Origin of the sequence: Streptomyces sp. WMMC940 (genome assembly GCF_027460265.1) — a bacterium.
Lineage (GTDB): Bacteria > Actinomycetota > Actinomycetes > Streptomycetales > Streptomycetaceae > Streptomyces.
On record NZ_JAPZBC010000001.1, the window covers coordinates 930,863 to 948,797 of the forward strand.

17 protein-coding genes are annotated in these 17,935 nt (G+C 72.8%); 10 read left to right on the forward strand and 7 right to left on the reverse strand.

The window, feature by feature from the left end:
• Positions 1 to 49: 49 nt before the first annotated feature.
• Both O7595_RS04200 and O7595_RS04205 read right to left on the reverse strand, forming a co-directional pair.
• Positions 50 to 787, reverse strand: coding sequence for an NIPSNAP family protein (locus O7595_RS04200; RefSeq protein WP_269727370.1), 738 nt, complete (start codon positions 785 to 787; stop codon positions 50 to 52).
• A gap of 5 nt (positions 788 to 792) precedes the next feature.
• Positions 793 to 1,176, reverse strand: coding sequence for a hypothetical protein (locus O7595_RS04205; RefSeq protein WP_443071558.1), 384 nt, complete (start codon positions 1,174 to 1,176; stop codon positions 793 to 795).
• Between the two features lie 674 nt (positions 1,177 to 1,850).
• Here O7595_RS04205 and O7595_RS04210 point away from each other — a divergent pair.
• From O7595_RS04210 to O7595_RS04225, 4 genes are all read left to right on the forward strand, one after another.
• A complete protein-coding gene (locus tag O7595_RS04210; RefSeq protein ID WP_269727371.1) occupies positions 1,851 to 3,359 on the forward strand; it encodes an MFS transporter in 1,509 nt (502 codons plus the stop codon).
• On the forward strand, positions 3,356 to 5,260 hold the full coding sequence (locus O7595_RS04215) for a S9 family peptidase (RefSeq protein WP_443071559.1): 1,905 nt from the start codon (positions 3,356 to 3,358) through the stop codon (positions 5,258 to 5,260). The genes O7595_RS04210 and O7595_RS04215 overlap by 4 nt, the downstream gene beginning before the upstream one ends.
• A gap of 370 nt (positions 5,261 to 5,630) precedes the next feature.
• The gene (locus O7595_RS04220; protein WP_269727372.1) at positions 5,631 to 7,637 is read left to right on the forward strand and encodes a RiPP maturation radical SAM C-methyltransferase; all 2,007 of its coding nucleotides are present in this window, start codon (positions 5,631 to 5,633) and stop codon (positions 7,635 to 7,637) included.
• 35 nt (positions 7,638 to 7,672) lie between these two features.
• Positions 7,673 to 8,368, forward strand: coding sequence for a DUF5825 family protein (locus tag O7595_RS04225; protein ID WP_269727373.1), 696 nt, complete (start codon positions 7,673 to 7,675; stop codon positions 8,366 to 8,368).
• 213 nt (positions 8,369 to 8,581) lie between these two features.
• Here O7595_RS04225 and O7595_RS04230 read toward each other — a convergent pair whose 3' ends face one another.
• Both O7595_RS04230 and O7595_RS04235 read right to left on the reverse strand, forming a co-directional pair.
• Positions 8,582 to 9,484, reverse strand: coding sequence for a PaaX family transcriptional regulator C-terminal domain-containing protein (locus tag O7595_RS04230; RefSeq protein WP_269727374.1), 903 nt, complete (start codon positions 9,482 to 9,484; stop codon positions 8,582 to 8,584).
• Positions 9,481 to 10,131, reverse strand: a complete 651-nt coding sequence (locus O7595_RS04235; protein ID WP_443071560.1) for a GNAT family N-acetyltransferase — start codon at positions 10,129 to 10,131, stop codon at positions 9,481 to 9,483. Before O7595_RS04235 ends, O7595_RS04230 begins: the two co-directional genes overlap by 4 nt.
• A gap of 150 nt (positions 10,132 to 10,281) precedes the next feature.
• Here O7595_RS04235 and O7595_RS04240 point away from each other — a divergent pair, with 150 nt between their 5' ends.
• Positions 10,282 to 11,295, forward strand: coding sequence for an alpha/beta hydrolase family protein (locus O7595_RS04240; RefSeq protein WP_269727375.1), 1,014 nt, complete (start codon positions 10,282 to 10,284; stop codon positions 11,293 to 11,295).
• A 247-nt stretch (positions 11,296 to 11,542) separates the two neighbouring features.
• Here O7595_RS04240 and O7595_RS04245 read toward each other — a convergent pair whose 3' ends face one another.
• From O7595_RS04245 to O7595_RS04255, 3 genes are all read right to left on the reverse strand, one after another.
• Entirely contained in the window at positions 11,543 to 12,352 is an 810-nt protein-coding gene (locus tag O7595_RS04245; protein WP_269727376.1) for an SAM-dependent methyltransferase, read from the reverse strand.
• Between the two features lie 109 nt (positions 12,353 to 12,461).
• Positions 12,462 to 12,698: a DUF397 domain-containing protein gene (locus O7595_RS04250; protein WP_269727377.1), complete on the reverse strand. Its 237-nt coding sequence runs from the start codon at positions 12,696 to 12,698 to the stop codon at positions 12,462 to 12,464.
• Complete coding sequence (locus O7595_RS04255; protein WP_269727378.1) at positions 12,699 to 13,559, reverse strand: helix-turn-helix domain-containing protein; 861 nt, start codon at positions 13,557 to 13,559, stop codon at positions 12,699 to 12,701.
• A gap of 240 nt (positions 13,560 to 13,799) precedes the next feature.
• On the opposite strand from O7595_RS04255, the gene O7595_RS04260 reads away from it, so the two are divergent.
• The 5 genes from O7595_RS04260 (at position 13,800) to O7595_RS04280 (ending at position 17,933) form a co-directional block, all read left to right on the forward strand.
• Positions 13,800 to 14,264, forward strand: a complete 465-nt coding sequence (locus O7595_RS04260) for an ATP-binding protein (RefSeq protein WP_269727379.1) — start codon at positions 13,800 to 13,802, stop codon at positions 14,262 to 14,264.
• Positions 14,265 to 14,269: 5 nt separating this feature from the next.
• Positions 14,270 to 14,674, forward strand: coding sequence for a hypothetical protein (locus O7595_RS04265; protein ID WP_269727381.1), 405 nt, complete (start codon positions 14,270 to 14,272; stop codon positions 14,672 to 14,674).
• 174 nt (positions 14,675 to 14,848) lie between these two features.
• On the forward strand, positions 14,849 to 15,415 hold the full coding sequence (locus O7595_RS04270; RefSeq protein ID WP_269727382.1) for a nucleotide triphosphate diphosphatase NUDT15: 567 nt from the start codon (positions 14,849 to 14,851) through the stop codon (positions 15,413 to 15,415).
• The gene (locus tag O7595_RS04275; protein ID WP_269727383.1) at positions 15,412 to 17,109 is read left to right on the forward strand and encodes a sigma-70 family RNA polymerase sigma factor; all 1,698 of its coding nucleotides are present in this window, start codon (positions 15,412 to 15,414) and stop codon (positions 17,107 to 17,109) included. The genes O7595_RS04270 and O7595_RS04275 overlap by 4 nt, the downstream gene beginning before the upstream one ends.
• Positions 17,110 to 17,705: 596 nt before the next feature.
• Positions 17,706 to 17,933 (forward strand): type A2 lantipeptide, encoded by a 228-nt coding sequence (locus O7595_RS04280; RefSeq protein ID WP_269727384.1) that lies wholly within the window; start codon positions 17,706 to 17,708, stop codon positions 17,931 to 17,933.
• The last annotated feature ends 2 nt before the right edge of the window (positions 17,934 to 17,935 follow it).

The following is a 17,935-nucleotide window of genomic DNA, read 5'->3' on the forward strand; positions in this document are numbered from 1 at the left end:
CGGGTGACGGTCGACGAGGTCGCCTTCCGTCGCCCGGCTCCTTGGGAACTCACCGCAGCAGCGACCGCTCGGTGGGTGCCAGCCGCAGCCGTTGCGGGGTCCTGGCCCACCGTTCCGAAAGGGTCGGCAGCACCTCCTCGCGCCAGCGTTCCGAATGCCGCAGGCGATTCAGGTGGTCGTCGACGTGGCCCTCGTCGGTGAAGCGTGCGAACCAGACGAAGACCTCCTCGTTCGTCCGTACCGGCAGCGCCGGGAAGGTGTTCGTGGCGTGTTCCGACTGCAGGTACGCCAGTGGCTCGCCGCCGGTCTCGGCCAGTGCGGGCCGCACGCGCTGCTGGAAGAACTCGACGAACGGCGTGTCGAACGGGCCGCGGCCGTACCAGATCGTGGCCAGGACGAGCGACCGTGGCCATGGCACCGGCTCGCCGGGGGTCGGCCTGGCACCGACCGGCACCGGGAACCCACCGCGCGCCGAGGCCGGCCGCAGCAGCAGCACGTCATCGGAGTCGATCATCGTCGCGTTCGCCGCGTCGCGGTGTGCCTGCCAGACCGGCCCGCCGTAGAAGCTCTCCAGGGCCTCGGCGCGGCGCGGCATGTCCTCGAAGCCGCGGAGCCAGACGAACCGGTCGGGGTCGTCCAGGTCACGGAACTGCCCCAGGACGGTCGCACCCACTGCCTCTTGGGAGTCGACGAACTCGCGGTCGAACAGAGCGACCAGTGCGTCTCGCTGTCCTGGGTGCAGCGTGTACTGCCGCAGTTCGACGATCGGGCACCGCAGAGCTTCCACCAGTCCTACCCTCGTTCAGCTGTTGGAACAAACCTGGTGACAACAGGCGGCACGGCGCCTTTCCGACCGCCGGACCGCCGGACCGTCGGCTGGTTCACCAGCGTCTCGCGCAGCACATCGGCGATCGATGTGTCCGCCAGCTCCCGCCGCATGACCAGCTCGACCCGGTCGTAGACCCCGCTCAGGGCGGGCCGGATGCCCCGGCCGACCGGACACTCCGGATTGGGCTCGGTGTGGTGCAGGCCGAACGGCCGATGCGCGTCGACGGCGTCGTACACCTCGAGCGCCGCGACCTGCTCCGACGTGAGCACCTCCCGGCCACGGCGATGCGCCAACGCCAGCCAGGCCAGCGCATGCGTCGCGATGGTCAATCGACTGTTCGCCGCCATCACCCCTCCTTGTTGCAACAGTTTCTGTTACATCAACACCACGGTCAAGCCGCTCCGGTCGCCCGAGGCCCGGCGCAGCACGACCCGCCCCGACGGGTCGACGCACGCCGCAGCAGGGGAACGGTTTCGCGCCAATCGGGGAGCGGGACCGAACCACCCGGCCTCCGCACACAAGCCGAGGCCGGTTCGACACATCCGCCACACCCGCCACGCGAACACCGGCCGCGTTCACATCCGGAGGCGCTTTGCTCACACAAACGCTTCCGGGCGGACGATGAGGAGTCCGGCGTTCCGCGTGAGGTCCGGAATGCGCACACGGCGTACCGGAGAACACCGTTCCGCCCAGCCGCGACGGACGGAGGGTGCGCCCATGTGAAGCGGAGGCGCGGAAGCCGCCCTTCAGGGCGGCGCCGGGCCTCCGCCCACCGAACGGACGACACCCTCGGGCGCGTAAGCCGCGAAAGCGCGGCCCGGCCCCGTACAGCCATGGCCGACGGCCGGTTTGCGACAGGATCGGTCGACGTCCGATGCCTTGCGGCTGCCGAATCGCCGTGGTTAGGCTCCGCTCGATTTCACTTCCCGCACATTTCCTGCATATTTGTGCGCTCCTTGCGCGCACTGAGGAACGGCGATGTGACGGCGGGAGGTACCACCACGACCCGAGGGGGCAGGGCATGGATCGTGCTGCGCCTTCCGGCGACTCCGACGGCGTGGGCTTACGGGGCGAGCGGGACGAACTCGTCCGCCGGGTTCCGGACGACCTGCCGGTCGGACCGGAGGAGCCCGACGGCGGAGCCGGTCGCCTCGGCGCCCCGCGCGACATCGGGCTGCTGTGGACTTCCAACACCGCCGACGCCCTCGGTACCCAGATGTCGGGCGTCGCCTTCCCGCTGCTTCTCCTCGGACTCGGTCACCCGCCGACGACCGTCGGGCTCCTCGCGGGCGCGGGCATGCTCGTCACGCTCGTCTGCGGGCCCGTCGTGGCGGTGGCGGCGGACCGGGGCATGCGCAAACCCGTGATGGCCGGTTCCGCCGCCGTGGCCGCGGCGGCCATGGGGGCGGTGGCCCTGTCCGTGGTGGGCGGCCGGCCCCCGTTCGCGCTGCTGCTCGGCGCACTGCTCGTGGAGCGCACGGCCACCGCGTGCTTCGAGGCCGCCGCGCGCGGCACCGTGGCAATCCTCGCCGCGCCGCACGAGGTGCCCCGCGTCGTGGCCGGTCTGGAGGCCGGCGACCGCGCCGCGCTCGTGGCGGGCCCCCTCCTCGGCGGGGTGCTGTACCAGCTCTCCCGGCCCCTCCCGTTCGCCGCCGACGCGCTCTCGTACGTGGTGACGGCCCTGTGCGTCCGGTCCATGCGCTCCGATCTGCGACCCGGTTCCACGCCGCCCGCGGCGGACCACGCGCGGGGAGCCGCGCCCGTACCGGCAGAGGCCCCTACCGGCGCTCGCCCCTCGCCCGGGTCCCCATCGCCCGCGTCCCCATCGGCCCCTTCCCCGTCGCCCGGGTCCCCCGCCGCGGACGGCTCCGCACCCGCCCCGGACGCCCGGTCCGCCGGGACGTCGACTCCGCTGCGCGCACTGCGGTCGTACGCCCGCGAGACAGTCGCCGGCCTCACCCTGCTCCGTGGCGCACCCCGCCTCCGCCTCGTCCTCGTCTGGACCACGACGGTCAACGCGGCGCTGGCGGCCCTGTACTTCTCCGCCCTGTTCGCACTGCAGGACGACGGCGGGCCGGTCGCGATGGGGCTGGTGCTGGCGGTGTCCGGCGGCGCCGGGCTCGCCGGTGCCCTCGCCGCGCCCGCCGTCGTACGGAGACTGGGCGGCGCGCGGACGCTGGTGGCCGTGACCTGGCTGACGGTGCTTCCCGCCACCGGCCTCGCCGTGGCGGGGTCGCCCTGGAGCCTCGGGCTCTGCTTCGGGGCGTTCTGTCTGCTGCTCGCCCCGGCCACCGTGGTCGTCCAGTCCGCCGCGATCGCCGAGACCCCGCACCATCTCCAGGCGAGGACGGGCGCGTTGCTGGCCACGGCGGTCGTGGGTGCGGGAGCCGGTTCACCGGTGGTCGCCGGGGTGCTCGCCACGTACGCCGACCCGGCCGCGACCCCGGCGGTCTGCGCCTCGGCGCTCGCGCTCCTCGCCCTGTTCACCGGCCTGCGGGCCGGACGTCTGCGCCCCGGAGGCCGACCGTGACCCGCCCCTCCGCCGCCGAGACCCGGCGCCGCCCCGTCGAGGTGCCCGCCGATGGGGCGACCGCCGTCGGCGAACGCCCCGCGCCCCGTTTCCGGACCTACCGCGCCGAACTGCCGGACGTCTGCCCCACCGACCCCACGCGGATGACCTTCACCGCCGACGCAGAAGGGCGCTGCCAGGTCTTCACCTGGGACGCGACGACGGGTGTGGCGGAGCAGGTGACGGACCGTCCGGGCGGCACACTGCACTGCGCCATCGACCACGACGCCCGGGTGTGGTGGTTCGACGAGGACGCCGACGGCCGCGGCCACTGGCGCTTCCGGCCCTTCGAGGGCGGCGAGGACCGGCCCGGTCTGGAGGGCGTACCGGACGGCGCCCCACGAGGGCTCGCCCTCACCTCCCGCGGCACGGTCGCCGTCGCCACGGCCGCGGACGACGGCACCACCGTCCGCATCGGCCGGCGCGGGGGCAGGGCCCGAACCGTGACGCGGATCGAGGGTCATGCCGTGCTCGCGGGGATCTCACCGGACGGGCGGCACCTCGCCGTCAGCGGCCCGGCAGGCTCCGATCGCGCGGTGACGGTGCTGTCCCCGGACGGCGCGGTACTGGCGGTGCTGCGCGGTGGCGGGCACGGCGGGGAACTGTGGGCGCTCGGCTTCCGGCCGGCGGGCGGCGCCGATCCCGGCCCTGCGGACCAACACCGCGTCCGCGGCGAAGACGGCACCGAGCTGCTGCTCGTACGGCAGCACCGCGACCGCTACGTCCTCGCGGTCTGGCGCCCCGGCTCCGGACTGCGCACCTGGGAGTGGTGCGCTTTCGACACGGAGATCACCGCCTCCTGGTACCCCGACGGCGGCAGCGTGCTGGTCCGGCAGGAACGCCACGGCCGCAGCCTGCTCCACCGCGCCGACCCCCGACGGCGTTCGGTCACCGCCGTGCCGACGCCGCCCGGCACCCTGCTCGCCGCGGCCGTGCGGCCCGGCGGGGACCTGCACTGCCTGTGGACGTCGGCCTCGCGGCCGCCCCGCATGCTGTCGACCGCGGGCACCCGGCTGCCGCCGCTCGGGACGGTCGACGGCTCCGTACCCGGCGACCACCGCGAGGTCTGGACGCCGGGCCCGGACGGCCCGGTGCACAGCCTGCTCGCGCTGCCGGACGACGCGCTCCCCGCCCCGGCGGTGTTCCTGGTGCACGGCGGTCCGGCGGACCACGACCGCGACGCCTACGACGGGGTCGTGCACTCCCTGGTGGCCTCCGGCTTCGCGGTCGTGCGCGTCAACTACCGGGGCTCCACGGGCTACGGGGCGCGCTGGCGGCGCGCGTACCCGGCGGGCGTGGGCCTGACCCAGGTGCAGGACCTCGCCGCCGTACGGGCCGACCTGGTCCGCCGCGGTCTGGTGCGGGCCGACGCGACCGCCCTGTGGGGCAGTTCGTGGGGCGGCTACCTGGCGCTCCTCGCTGCCGGGGTCGACCCGGGCCTGTGGCGCGCCGTCGTCGCGGTGAAGCCGGTCGCCGACTGCGCGGCCGCCCACCGCACCGCCACTCCCGCGCTGCGTGCCCTCGACGAGCGGCTGTTCGGCGGCACGCCCGAGACGATGCCCGCGGAGTACGCCCGCAGCTCCCCCGTGAGCTACGTGTCCCGCGTACGCGCCCCGCTGCTGGTCGTCGCGGCCGAGCGCGACGACAAGTGCCCGCCGGGGCAGGTGCGCGACTATCTGCGGGCCCTCGCCCGTGCGGGCGTGCGGCACGAGGCCATGTGGCTGGACACGGGGCACGACGGCTACGACGGCCGTGACCACGTCGCCGTGCTGCGCCGCGGCATCGGGTTCCTGGACCACGAACTGCGCCGCGCCGGGCACCCGGGCTCGCGCGCCCCGGCCCCGGGGGCCGGGCACACCTAGACGTCCCGCTCCGACCGGAGGGGGATCCCGGCCCGCCGCCGGCATCGGTGGCACCGGGACAGGCACCACATCGGCGCACAGAGAGAGGAGGACACCGTGCAGAAGGACGTCATCAACAACGACCCGCTGGCGGGTGACGAGGAGAACCGCAAGCCGAGCGTCGGGATCACCATCACGATCCCGTTCCGCAACGCCGAGGACTCCGAAGAGGACTGACCCGGCCCGGCCGGCCCGGCGCACGCCCCGGGCCGGACGCAACCGCCGAAGCCCCGCGTCCGCCCGGCGTGACGACCGACCGCCGGGCGGACCGGCCCGGACCACCGCCCCAGCACCCAACGACCCACCGTTCGAGGACCGTCAAGGAGCCGAAGTGCGCGTACTGCTGGTCAACATGCCCTGGTCCCCCATCGACCTGCCCTCACTCGCCCTCGGCATCCTCAAGCGCAGCATCGACGAGCGGGTCCCGGGGGCCACGGCCGAGGTCCTGCACGCCAACCTGGACTTCACCGACTGGATCACCGCCCGCCAGGAGTTCGCCGCCGACGACTACGAGTACTACTCCCTGTCCTCCTACTTCATGGGATGCGGCGACTGGGTCTTCTCCTCGGCGCTGTACGACGACCCTTCGTGGCGGGAGGAGGAGTTCGGGTCGGTGATGAAGGGCAAGCTGCGCGCGTCGCGGATGCGGATGACGCGGGAGCTGCACCGTGAAGTGCCCGCGTTCGTGGAGGAGATCGCCCGGCGCATCGTCGAGCACTCCCCCGACGTCGTCGGCTTCACCTCCACCTTCCAGCAGAACACCGCAGCTCTCGCCGCCGCCCGCCACGTCAAGCGGCTCGCACCGCACATCGTCACCGTCATGGGCGGGGCCAACTGCGATGCCGAGCAGGGCGCCGCGGTCCACCGGAACTTCCCGTTCGTGGACCATGTCGTACGCGGCGAGGGCGAGACCGCGTTCCCGGAACTGGTGAGGGCGCTGGCCGAGGGGCGGACCGATCTCGGCGGCATCCCGGGCCTGTGCCACCGGGCGGCGGACGGCGGCAGCGTGGTCAACCCGATGGCCACCGCACCCCTGCCGCCGGCCCACATCCTCCCGCCCGACTACAGCGGCTACTTCGAGTGCCTGGCCGCCTCCGTGGCGCGCAACTGGGTGGAGCCGAAGCTGGTCGTCGAAGGCGCCCGCGGCTGCTGGTGGGGCGAGAAGCACCACTGCACGTTCTGCGGCCTCAACGGTTCCTTCATGCAGTTCCGCAGCAAGAGCCCGGAGGTCTTCTACGAGGAGATCATGGAACTGGCCCGGCGCCACCGGGTCCTGGACATGTACGTCGTCGACAACATCCTCGACATGGGCTATCTGACCACCGTGCTGCCGCGGATCATCGACAGCGGCTACGACCTGCGGCTGCACATCGAGATCAAGGCGAACATGCGGCGGCCCCAGTTGCGCACCCTGTCCGACGCGGGGCTGATCTACGTCCAGCCCGGCATCGAGAGCCTCAACAACCGGGTGCTCGACCTGATGGACAAGGGCGTCAGCGGGTGCCAGAACGTGCGCATGCTCCGCGACGGGGCGGAGACGGGCCTGTCGGTGTCCTGGAACTACCTGCACGGCTTCCCCGGTGAGACCGCGGAGGACTACGAGCCGGTCATCGCGCAGATTCCCGCCCTGGAGCACCTCGACCCGCCGGTCGACCTGTCCGCCCGCATCGCGATCGAGCGGTTCAGCCCGTACTTCAACCGCCCCGAACTCGGCTTCACGGGGCTGCGTCCCGAGGCGCACTACCGGTTCACCTACGACCTCCCCGAGGAGGAGCTGTACGACCTCGCCTACGTCTTCGAGGCCCCGGCGCGCGGCATCGGCGAACCGACCGTCTCCGCCCTCAACGACGCACTGGCCGGCTGGAGGAAGCACCACACCGACGCCCGGCTGACGTACACCGACCTCGGTGACCGGATCGTGCTCGTCAGCCGGCGCCGTGCCTTCCCTTGGCGCGCGTGGGAGCTGGCCGATCCGTTCGAGGTCGCGCTGTTCCGGCTGCTGGACCAGCCGCACGCACCGGCCGCGCTCGCCCGCAAGGCGGCGGCCCGTGTCCCGGGCGACCCGCGCGGCCAGGAGGAGGTGGAGCGGATCCTGGACGAGTGGGTCGCCCGGGGCATCGTCTTCACCGACGGCGGCCAGTACGTGCACATCGCCCCGGCCGCGGTGAACGAGGACCTGCTGCGGCTGGACTTCATGCGGCATCTGCACACCGCGGATGCCGCCGCACCGAAGCCGGCCGGCGGGGGTGAGGCCGACGGGGAGGCGTGGTCGGGCGGCGGTGACCGCGGCCGGGCAAACGCGCCCCACGACACCGTCCAGCCGCCCGTCTCGGTGTGACCCGCAGCCCGGTACCCGCGCTCCCAGGAGGCCCCATGACCAGCGCAGTCCATCCCCCGAGCACCACCGCCGACGACGTCCCGCTGACGGTGACCGCCTGGCGCGACTACGACCCGGACGCCTGTGCCCTGCCCGGTATGGCGCTCGGCAGCCACCGGCTCTCCGGCCCGATGGACGAGGAGACCGACCGGCTGTGGGGTCTCGGGGCCCGGCGGGTCGTGGTGCCCCGCACCGTGGACCTGACCCCCGCGGCCAACGCCGCCCCCGCCACCGCACGCCGCACGGTGCGGTCGCTCTGCCTGGTCCGGGACCTCACCGCGCGCGCCGTGCTCGTCGAATGGCGGCTGCGGGTCGGGGCCGGCGACGAGGAGACGTGGAAGCTTCTCAGCCATCTCCAGCCACCGCAGCGGCTGGAGGGTCCGGACCGGGCGGAGGAACAGCTGCTCGCCTGGCGGAGCAGCCACTACCTGTGCAAGTGCCTGTGGCGGCAGGGCCCCGGTTTCCTCCAGATCCGCGACCGTCGCTGGGGCGATCTGCGCCGCTTCACCTGCGACGAGCCGCACTACCACGACGCCATCGCCCGGCTGGACCACGGCGCCCCGGCGGCCGACGTGCCGCCGGACGCGCTGGCAGACTTCACCGACGAGCATCTCGTCCTGCGCGTCGGCGAGTTGGCCTGGTGGCTGCCGTACCGGGTGAAGCGCTGGATCCAGGAGGCCATGGCCATCTGAGCGGGCGGGCGGGGGCCCGGGGCGGCCGGGACCGGCGACGAGGGCGCTCGGGCCCAAGGGAGGCATCGGGTGGTCGGCCGGTGCCGTGACTCCCTGCGGCCGGGAAGGTGAGCGGGGACGCGGTTCCTCGTCACCCCGCTGCCGCCGGACGGTGGGCGCGGTTGAGCCGGTGCCGTGACCGGACGGGTTCGCGCGGCCGGTGGATCCGTCCGGTCACGGCGCTCCCGGGAGCAGCGCGTCGGCATAGAGGGCGAACAGGCGGAGGTTGGGGGTTCCACCGGCCGGTGGGGCGTCGCGCAGGTGTTCCCAGCAGTCGGCCGCCAGGCGTCGGGCGCGGTTGCCCGGCCAGGGCTGGGGCAGGAGCTCCGGCGGCAGGAGAGGGTCGGGCATCATCGCGGCGGTGAACTGGGCGGCGAGTTCGACGGCCATGGTGAGACGCTCGGCGTCCGACGGCTCCGGCCGCTCTGTGAGACGGGCCAGGCGCGCCTGGGCGAAGGCGGCGAGGTCCTCGTGCCCCCGAGCGATCTCGCCGAGCGGCCACAGCTCTGCGGCGAGGTCGCGGGGGTCGGCGATGTCACCGATCCTGGGGTCGGTGGTGGTCAGCCTGGTGAGGGTTCCGATGACGCCGAGGTGCCTGGCCTGGGCTTCGACGAGTTCGGTCACGGGGTTGGCGGCGATGTACAGGCCGCTCTGGACGGGTGCGGCGCCGAGGTGGAGGAGGTGCTCGCGCAGCGTGTCGCGGGCGGTCCGCTGGGATTCGGGGATGGCGAAGGCGAACAGGTGCCAGGCGCCGTCCCAGGGGGCGAGTCCGGCGTCCTGCCGGTACGCGTGACGGACGTGGGCGGCGTCGGGCGCGAGGGCTCCGGTCACATCGGCCACGGCGTGCAGCGTGGCTCTGCGGCCCCGGCCTTCCTGAGTGAACCGGCCCTCGGTGACGAGGCGTTTGACGCAGAGCCTGATCTGCTGGTCGCTCATGCCGAGCAGGCCGGCGACGGTGTACAGATCGGCGGCGTCGACGGTGCCGTCCTCGCGGACCATGGCCTGCACCACCAGCCGGGTGGGGATCTCCGGCCGCTCGGCCGATCCGTCGGCCCGGGCCGGGGCACCGGTGTTCATCGTGCGTTCCGTTCGCTCTCCGCGCCAGGTGTGGTGACCGAGCGGTGCATGGTGGTGACCGCGCCGAAGCCCATGAGCTTGCGCAGGTAGGGGGTCCGCTCGGTGCGGTGGGCGGTGAAGCCGTGCCGCTCGTACAGTGCCCTGGCGCGGGGGTTGGCGTCGATGACGTCCAGACGGACGCGGTGGCAGCCGTGCTCGGCGGCCACGGCTGCGACCTCCCGCAGGAGGAGGCTGCCGATGCCCTTGCCGCGGTGTGCCGCATCGACGGCGATGCCGTCCATGACCAGTTCGCCTGCGGCGGGGTTGCGTTCGAGCAGGGCGAGCACCGCCAGTCTGGGCAGGCCGCGGAACAGGCCGTAGGCGGAGAGGAACTCCCGCACACCGCCGCCGGTCAGGGCACGGCCGCTCAGCCGGTAGCCGGCCACACCGACCACCCGGCCACCGGAGAGCGCGACGACGCCCCGGTCGTGGTTGAGGTGGGCCGCGATGAACGCCCGCCCGGTCTCGGACGGGCCGAGAGCCGGGGCCAGCTTGCGGCCGAACGCCTCCCAGTACAGAGCCGCCACCTGCCCCTCGCTGGCTTCGGGTACGCCCCTGCGCACCATCGGGTCGTGGTTCCGGTGGGTTTCGCCTGCCGTCGTCTCCACGCCGTCCCTTCCTCCGTCCGTCGGATCACCCTTGTGCGATCGATGGTAATACGTTCATCATCAATACGACCGTTCTTTAGGCGATAGATTTTGGGGGCCGGGTTGTTCCGGACACGGGGTACGCCGGTACGGCGCAGGTGGCGGTGGGCGGTGTGGACGCTGACGGGGGCTCTGTCGGCGGTCGCCACGCTCGGCGGAGTCGTGGTGTGGCAGAACACCTACGAGCTGCGCGAGGAGAAGGTGTCGCTGCGGCACGACGGCAAGCTGCTCGACGGGGTGCTGGCCCGGCCCCAGCGGGGTGAGGGGCCGTTCGGCCTGGTGGTCTTCGTCCACGGCGACGGCCCAGTCGACGCGACGCAGGAGACGTTCTACCGGCCGCTGTGGGAGTCCTTCGCCCGCGCCGGATACGCCTCGCTGTCGTTCAGCAAGCCCGGGGTCGGGGGATCGGAGGGCGATTGGCTGGACCAGAGCATGACCGACCGGGCCGACGAGGCACTGGCCGCGGTGGCGTGGGCCCGGAAGCGCCCCGACATCGACGGCCGCCGTATCGGCCTGTGGGGGGCGAGCCAGGCCGGCTGGGTCCTGCCCGAGGCAGCCGCCCGGGAACCGGGGCTACAGTTCGTCATCGCCGTCTCCCCCGCGGTCAATTGGTTGCGGCAGGGCCGATACAACCTCCTCGCAGAACTGGAGAGGGACGGCGCGACCGCCCAGGAGAAGGAGGCGGCACTGCGCAGGCGTGAGACCACGCTGGACCTGCTGAAGAGCGGGGCGTCGTTCGCCGAGTACCGGACCGCGGTCGGTGACGTCGGAGACATGACGCCGGGGCGGTGGGCGTTCATCGCCAGGAACCACCGGTCCGACGCGACCGCCGACCTCCGGGCGATGCGCGGCACGCCGCTGCTGCTGGTGCTGGCCGGCCACGACGTCCACGTGGACGTCGCCGACACCGAAGCCGTCTACCGCGAGGTCCTGCCGGCCGAGTCCTTGACGGTCGCACGCTATCCCGACGCCGCCCACTCCCTGGTCGACCACGATCTGGAGCGCTCGGACTGGCGCCTGACGGCGACCGCCGTCTTCGCCCCCCGGCGGCTGTACACCGACCGCTTCCTCGCGGACCAGGCCCGGTTCGTCCGACAGCTCGACACCGGCCGGGAGGCGCCGTGAACGCCGCCCCTGGAGCCGGCACGCGGGACATCGCCGGCCCTCGGGGCGGGTGCCGGTGCCGCGTCGGGCGAGGTTCGCCCGGTCGCGACGCCCGGCACGGCGACTCGCGGCGTTGCCGAATCGACCGATCGGGCCCACTACGACGTCGATCCGGCGCCTTGCGATCCTTCCCCCCGGCCCGGAGGGCCGGGGAGACCCCGTGCACCGGACGCCGCTCCTTCACGGACGGACCAAGCCTGACGCGGCACTAGCGAACGCGCGCGACGCCCGCGTAGCCCGGGATGGGGTCGTCGCCCGTCACGGCGACGGCCTCACCGAGCTCCGGGTGCCATTCGGCGGTCAGCGACACCCCGGGCTCGACGAGGTCGAGACCGTCGAAGAACCGGGTGAACTCCTCGCGGGAGCGGGGACGCAGGGTGAGTCCCCGCTCCTTGTACATCGCCCGGGCCAGTGCGGCCTTCTCGGGGTCGAAGTCGCCGGTGGTCTGGGACAGCACGAGGTAGCTGCCGGGGGCGAGCCGGCCCACGAGCCGGTTCACCAGTTCGTAGGCGCCGTCCTCGTCGTCCACGAAGTGCAGCAGCGCGAGCAGCGACAGGGCGATGGGGCGGTCGAAGTCGAGGACCTTGCCGGCCGCCTCCAGGATGGCCTCCGGCCGGCGGGCGTCGGCCTGGATGTACTCGGTCGCGCCCTCGGGGGTGCTGCGCAGCAGTGCCTCGGCGTGGGCGAGGACGATCGGGTCGTTGTCGCAGTAGACGACGCGGGACTCCGGCGCCACCTCCTGGGCTATCTGGTGGAGGTTGGGCTCGGTGGGGATGCCGGTGCCGACGTCGAGGTACTGGCGGATGCCGTTGCCGCCGAGCCAGCGCGTGGCGCGGTGCATGAAGGCCCGGTTGACCCGGGCCATGTCGCGGCCGCGCGCGTCGAGCTTGAGGAGTTGCCTGGCCATCTCCTCGTCGACCGGGTAGTTGTCCTTGCCGCCGAGGAACCAGTCGTACATCCGGGCCGGGTGCGGCTTGCTGGTGTCGATGCGTACGGCGGCGGGGTCTTGCCCGGTCATCTGGCGCCTCCAGGGGTCGAGGGTGTGGCGGTGGATGGACGAACTGCGCTCACTGGAAAGGTTACTGACCGGAAGTCAGGCGTTCGGCCGGGCCCGGGCCTTCGGCCGATCACGTCAGGAGGAAGTCCGCCTGACCGGACTTGGCGCCCTGGATGAAGGCGGCGATCTCGCCGTGGGAGTAGATGAGCGCGGGGCCGTCGGGATCGGCGGACTGGCGCACCGCGACCCTGCCGTCGGCCAGCTTCATGGCCTCGACGCAGTTGCCGCCGTTACCACCGCTCCACGGCTTGTGCCAACCCTCCGAGCCGAGCTCCCGGGCGGGCATGCCGTTGTATATGCGGTCCATTCACAGCTCCTTGCGGACGCTCCGGAGGAGGTCCTTCGTGCGTTGCGCGGTGGCGGCCTGGGCCGCCATGCGGTCCATGACCTCCAGGTGCGAGGCCACCTCGGGGCGGGCGTCGAGGTAGACCGCGCCGGTGAGGTACTCGCTGTAGACCATGTCGGGCAGTTCGGGCACGGCGAAGCGGAAGAGCACGAACGGCCCGTAGGTGCCGGCGTGGGGTCCGGTCGCGAACTCCGCGACCTGGAGGGTGATGTTGGGCCGCTCGGCCGCCTCGAGCAGCCGGTCGATCTGGGCCCGCATCACCTTCGGTCCGCCCACCGGACGGCGCAGCACCGTCTCGTCCATGATCACCCAGAATCTGGGCGCGTCGGACCTGCCGAGCAGCCCCTGACGCTCCATGCGCAGGGCGACGTGCCGCTCGACGTCCTCGGCGCTGGTGGCGCCGAGGGCTCCGCTGTGCATGACACCGCGGGCGTAGTCCTCGGTCTGGAGGAGCCCGGGGACGAAGTGCGGTTCGTACGCGCGGATGAGGCTCGCCGCCCCCTCCAGGCTCACGTACATGCTGAACCAGCCGGGGAGCACATCGTGGAAACGCTGCCACCAGCCGGGCTTGTTGGCGTCCTCGGCGAGCTGGACGAAGCCCTCGGCCTCGCCCTCGGGGACGCCGTACGCCCTCAGGAGGAGCTGGACGTAGGGGATTTTGAGAGCGACTTCCGCCGTCTCCATCCTGCGGATGGTGGCGGGGGCCACGCGGAGGACCCTGGCGGCCTCCTCGCGTCTCAGGCCGGCTCGCTCCCGCAGATCCTGCAGTCGCTTGCCCAGTACGACCTGCCCCACCGTGGGGGCGGACCGCGGCTCGCTCACTACAGACCTCCCCAGCGCCCTGTTCTCGAATGTGCACGACCCGACGCCACGACTCGGTGTCACGACGAGTGTGCCATGCCACCCTGACCCAGAACCCAGCACTCTGCAATTTTCAGAGTGCCTCTTGCCAAGTGTCGGCTTCGGAGGGAGAGTGGCTCGGTGAACCAGTTCACGAGGCTGCCGCGCCTTGCCCGGGGAGAGGCATGTACGGCACCGCTTCCCCACCGTTAAGGATTGGTCGTGGCTCCTGGTAACACGCTCAGGCCCGTACTCGCGATACCGCGTCAGCCGGCTTCCTCAGTGCCGGCGATCCGCCGCTTCGGGTTCGAGCTCCCCGGCCGGGCCGACTCGGTCGCCCGCGCCAGGCACCTGATCCAGGAGCGCATGATGCGCTGGGGCGTGGACAGCAGCCACTTCGACACGGTCGCTCTGGTCGCCTCCGAACTGTTCACCAACGCCGTCGTGCACACCGCGAGCCAGCGCGTCCTGTGCGAACTGCACGACGTGCCGGGCCAGTTGCGCATAGCGGTGCAGGACGAGGGCTGCCCGCCGGGCGAGCCGCGACTGCGCCGGGTCTCCGCCGAGGAGGGCGGACGCGGACTGCTGCTGGTGGACGCCGTCAGCAGCGCCTGGGGAGCGCACGACGCGCACCCCGGTCCGGGCCGGGTCGTCTGGGCCGAGCTGGCGCTGGGTCGCCCGTGCTGAGGTCGATGGCCGGCCTGCTCTCCCGGGGGCGTGACGACCCCCGGGGGCGGCTGCGCCTCGACGTCCCGCCGGGACTGTCGGCCACACTCGGTCACGATGCCGTCGGGCTGCCCGCACGACACGGCCACCGACTGCTCTCCCGCCTCCCCCGCACGGGCTGTGTCTACTCGGACACGGACTGGATGTGGTGGATCGTCCCGGCCGGCTCCGACCAGGACCTGGCATGGCCGCTGCCCGCGTACTACTCCCCCGGGGCGTACGTACCGGCCGAGGGGACCCGGTTGATCCACTGGCCCGAGGACTCGAGCCCCTACACCCCGCCCATTCCTCTGTACCTCATGGTCTGCCAGATCACGGGGGTGGCACCCGCATGGGCACGCCACGGAACCAGGAGCACACAGGGAGTGTGAACGGGCCCGGCCGGACGCCGCCGGCCCGGCCCCCACGGCCCCCACCCCGTTCGACGCCCCGGACGGCGGGCCCCGGCATACGGCCCGCGGAGAGGGGTGCGCACGGCGCGGAGCCCCGTCACACCGGGACCGAGTCCGTCACGGACGGGATTCGAAACCTCGTACGATCCCCGCATGGTGACCCACTCCCCCGGCCCCGCTCCCGACGAGCGGCCCGCACGCGCGTTCCCCGCACCCAACGGCCTGACCGGCGTCGGCATGATCGTCATCGAGCCCGGGGGGCGGATCCTGCTCGGCCTGGACCGCAGCGGCCGCTGGGAGCTGCCCGGCGGCAAGGTCGATCCCGGGGAGAGCTTCGAGCGCGCGGGCGCCAGGGAGCTCGCCGAGGAGACGGGACTGCGGGTCCGCGAGGAGGACGTGGCCGTCGTCGCCGTGGTCATGGACGGGAAGCGCGGCCTGACCCGGATCTCGGCGGCCGCCCTCGTCACGGGTGTGGAAGGCGAGCCGGAGGTCACCGAACCGGACAAGATCGTGCGCTGGCAGTGGCACGAACCGGCTCATATTCCGGGCGAACTGTTCGAACCCTCCGCCGCGGTCCTGCGCGCTTGGCGTGCGGATCTAACACTCCCGGCTGTTTCTGCGTACTCCTATGCGATTTCTGTTATCGGGACGGAGGCAGGGCGTCTCCCAGATGTCGGAGGAGACACGTCCCAGCCCAGGAAGAGAGTGGACACAGCGTGAGCAGCGAACCCGAAGCCGCGGTGATCATGGCGGCGCAGGCCGGTGACCAGCACGCCCAGGACCGGCTCGTCGCCGAGTACCTTCCGCTGGTCTACAACATCGTCGGCCGCGCCATGAACGGCCACGCGGACGTGGACGACGTGGTGCAGGAGACCATGCTCCGCGTCCTCGGCGGTCTGGAGGGGCTGCGCAACCCGGACAGCTTCCGCAGCTGGCTGGTCGCCATCACCATGAACCAGATACGCGGCCACTGGCGGGAGCGCCGCGCGGGCGCGATACCCGGCGGCGGCGGACTGGACGACGCGTACGACGTCGTCGACCCCGGCGCGGACTTCGTGGACCTGACCATCACCCGCCTCGGACTCTCCGGTCAGCGGCGGGAGACGGCCGAGGCGACCCGCTGGCTGGACGAGGACGACCGCGCCCTGCTGTCGCTGTGGTGGCTGGAGGCCGCCGGGGAGTTGTCCCGGGAGGAGGTCGCCGCCGCGCTGGAGCTGTCCCCGCAGCACACGGCGGTACGGGTGCAGCGCATGAAGGCCCAGTTGGAGACGGCCCGTGTGGTGGTCCGCGCCCTGTCCGCCGAACCCGGCTGCGTGCTCCTGGAGCCGATCGTCGCGAGCTGGGACGGTCTGCCCTCCGCGCTGTGGCGCAAGCGGATCGCCCGTCACGCCCGGGGCTGCACGGTCTGTTCGGGCCACTGGTCCGGGCTGGTGCCCGCCGAAGGGCTGCTCGTCGGGCTGGCCCTGGTACCGGTGGCCGCGTCGTCGGCCGCCTTCGCCCCGCAGGCCCCGGACACGGCGGCCACGGCGTCGTTCGGCGCACCGCCGCACACGGGCGGCGCCCACGGCGCCGGTCGCGCACCGGGCGCCCCGCACGCCTCGCACGCCCCCGGCTCCGCCCGTGCGTTGGGGGAGGGTGACCCGGCCGGCTCCGGCGAGTCGCCCGCCGGGGCGTCGCGCACCCAGGCCCGCCTGGAGCGCGCACGGCGGCGCCGCCGCACCACGGCCGTGGCAGCCGCGGTCGCCGCTCTGGTCACCGCGGGCGGTGCCGCCCATCTCCTGCTCGGCCCCGACGAGTCCGAGGAGCCCGCCTCCACCGTGGCCGCCCCGGCCTCCCCCGAGCAGCCCTCCCCCTCGCAGTCCGCGTCACCGTCTCCTTCGCCCTCCACCTCCGCCTCCCCCTCCCCGAGTCCGAGCGTGAGCGCCGGCCCCAGCAAGGCGGCGAAGCCGAAGCCCAAGCCGAGCACGGCCAGGCCGAAGCCCAAGGCGACGCCGACCCCCGAGGCACCGGACCCCGAGCCTCCGCTGCCGAGCGGGGACGTCGAGCAGGTCGTCGCCCTGGTCAACGCCGAGCGCGCCAAGGCGGGATGCGGCCCGGTCCGCAGCAACGACAAGCTCGAGACCGCCGCGCGACGCCACTCCGAGGACATGGCGGCCCGCGGCTACTTCGACCACACCAGCCCGGACGGCACCGACCCCGGCGACCGGATCACCGCCGCCGGCTACCGGTGGAGCACGTACGGGGAGAACATCGCGCGCGGCCAGCAGAGCCCGTCGTCGGTGATGGACTCGTGGATGAACAGCCCGGGCCACCGCGCCAACATCCTCAACTGCTCGTTCAAGGAGCTCGGTGTCGGCATCCACGACGCCTCCGGCGGACCTTGGTGGACACAGGCGTTCGGCACCTCTCTCTGACCGTTCATGGGCCGCATCCTCGACCTCCGGGGCGGCCCACCCCGCGTTCGCGCCGACGGAACGCGCGCGCTCGTGACGGAACTCGACGGCAGGGCCCCGCCGGGGTCCCGCACCCCGTCGCGCCGACGGCCGGCACGCGTTCCCGCCGGCGGCCCACGCCCCTCCAGGCGGACCGGAACACAGTCTTCCGTAAACCTGCACATCGAACACGCAACCGGTGCACGGCGATTGACCTCCGCCCCGTGCGCCCCGCGGGGTTGGCGGCGTGCTGATCCATTGGGACCGGAGTGTCCGATTCCGCGACGGGCCGTTCTTTCACCCGGACGGAATCGGGCCGGTGGAACTTGTGAAGAAGTCGGCACCGCCGCGTGGACACGCCTGCACCTGAAATTGGTTCCAGGACGGATGGGGCGCCGACCGAGTGCCCCGGGATTGGATGTCGGGTCCGCCGGCGTGCTTTGATCCTGCGCACTGCGGGAGTTGTGCTCGGGTTCCCGGTTCCGTGGACCCGCACGCCCGCCGTGACGCGGCCGGTACGTAATCCGGCGGGGCCGGCCGTAACCCTTGGAAATATCCACATGAAGGGAAGCTTCATCATGAACTTCACCCCCCAGGTCGAGACCGCTGAGATCTCCGACGCCGACCTCGACAACGTCTCCGGCGGTCTGCACAGCGCCGTTGCCGCCGGTGCGGTTTCCGGTCTGACCTCCACCGTTGACGGAATCGTCCCGGCTTCCGCCGTCGTGGGCTCCGTCGTCGGCACCGTCGAGGGTGCGACCGGCCTGAACACCGGTGCCGTCACCGGTCTCGTCGCCGGCCTCTGAGC

Excerpts from the sequence above, each read along its gene's own strand:
- O7595_RS04230 (WP_269727374.1), bottom strand. The coding sequence starts at position 9,484 with ATGAACACCGGTGCCCCGGCCCGGGCCGACGGATCGGCCGAGCGGCCG.
- O7595_RS04245 (WP_269727376.1), bottom strand. The coding sequence starts at position 12,352 with ATGACCGGGCAAGACCCCGCCGCCGTACGCATCGACACCAGCAAGCCG.
- O7595_RS04270 (WP_269727382.1), top strand. The coding sequence starts at position 14,849 with ATGGTGACCCACTCCCCCGGCCCCGCTCCCGACGAGCGGCCCGCACGC.
- O7595_RS04265 (WP_269727381.1), top strand. The coding sequence starts at position 14,270 with ATGGCCGGCCTGCTCTCCCGGGGGCGTGACGACCCCCGGGGGCGGCTG.
- O7595_RS04205 (WP_443071558.1), bottom strand. The coding sequence starts at position 1,176 with ATGGCGGCGAACAGTCGATTGACCATCGCGACGCATGCGCTGGCCTGG.
- O7595_RS04280 (WP_269727384.1), top strand. The coding sequence starts at position 17,706 with ATGAACTTCACCCCCCAGGTCGAGACCGCTGAGATCTCCGACGCCGAC.
- O7595_RS04250 (WP_269727377.1), bottom strand. The coding sequence starts at position 12,698 with ATGGACCGCATATACAACGGCATGCCCGCCCGGGAGCTCGGCTCGGAG.
- O7595_RS04225 (WP_269727373.1), top strand. The coding sequence starts at position 7,673 with ATGACCAGCGCAGTCCATCCCCCGAGCACCACCGCCGACGACGTCCCG.
- O7595_RS04210 (WP_269727371.1), top strand. The coding sequence starts at position 1,851 with ATGGATCGTGCTGCGCCTTCCGGCGACTCCGACGGCGTGGGCTTACGG.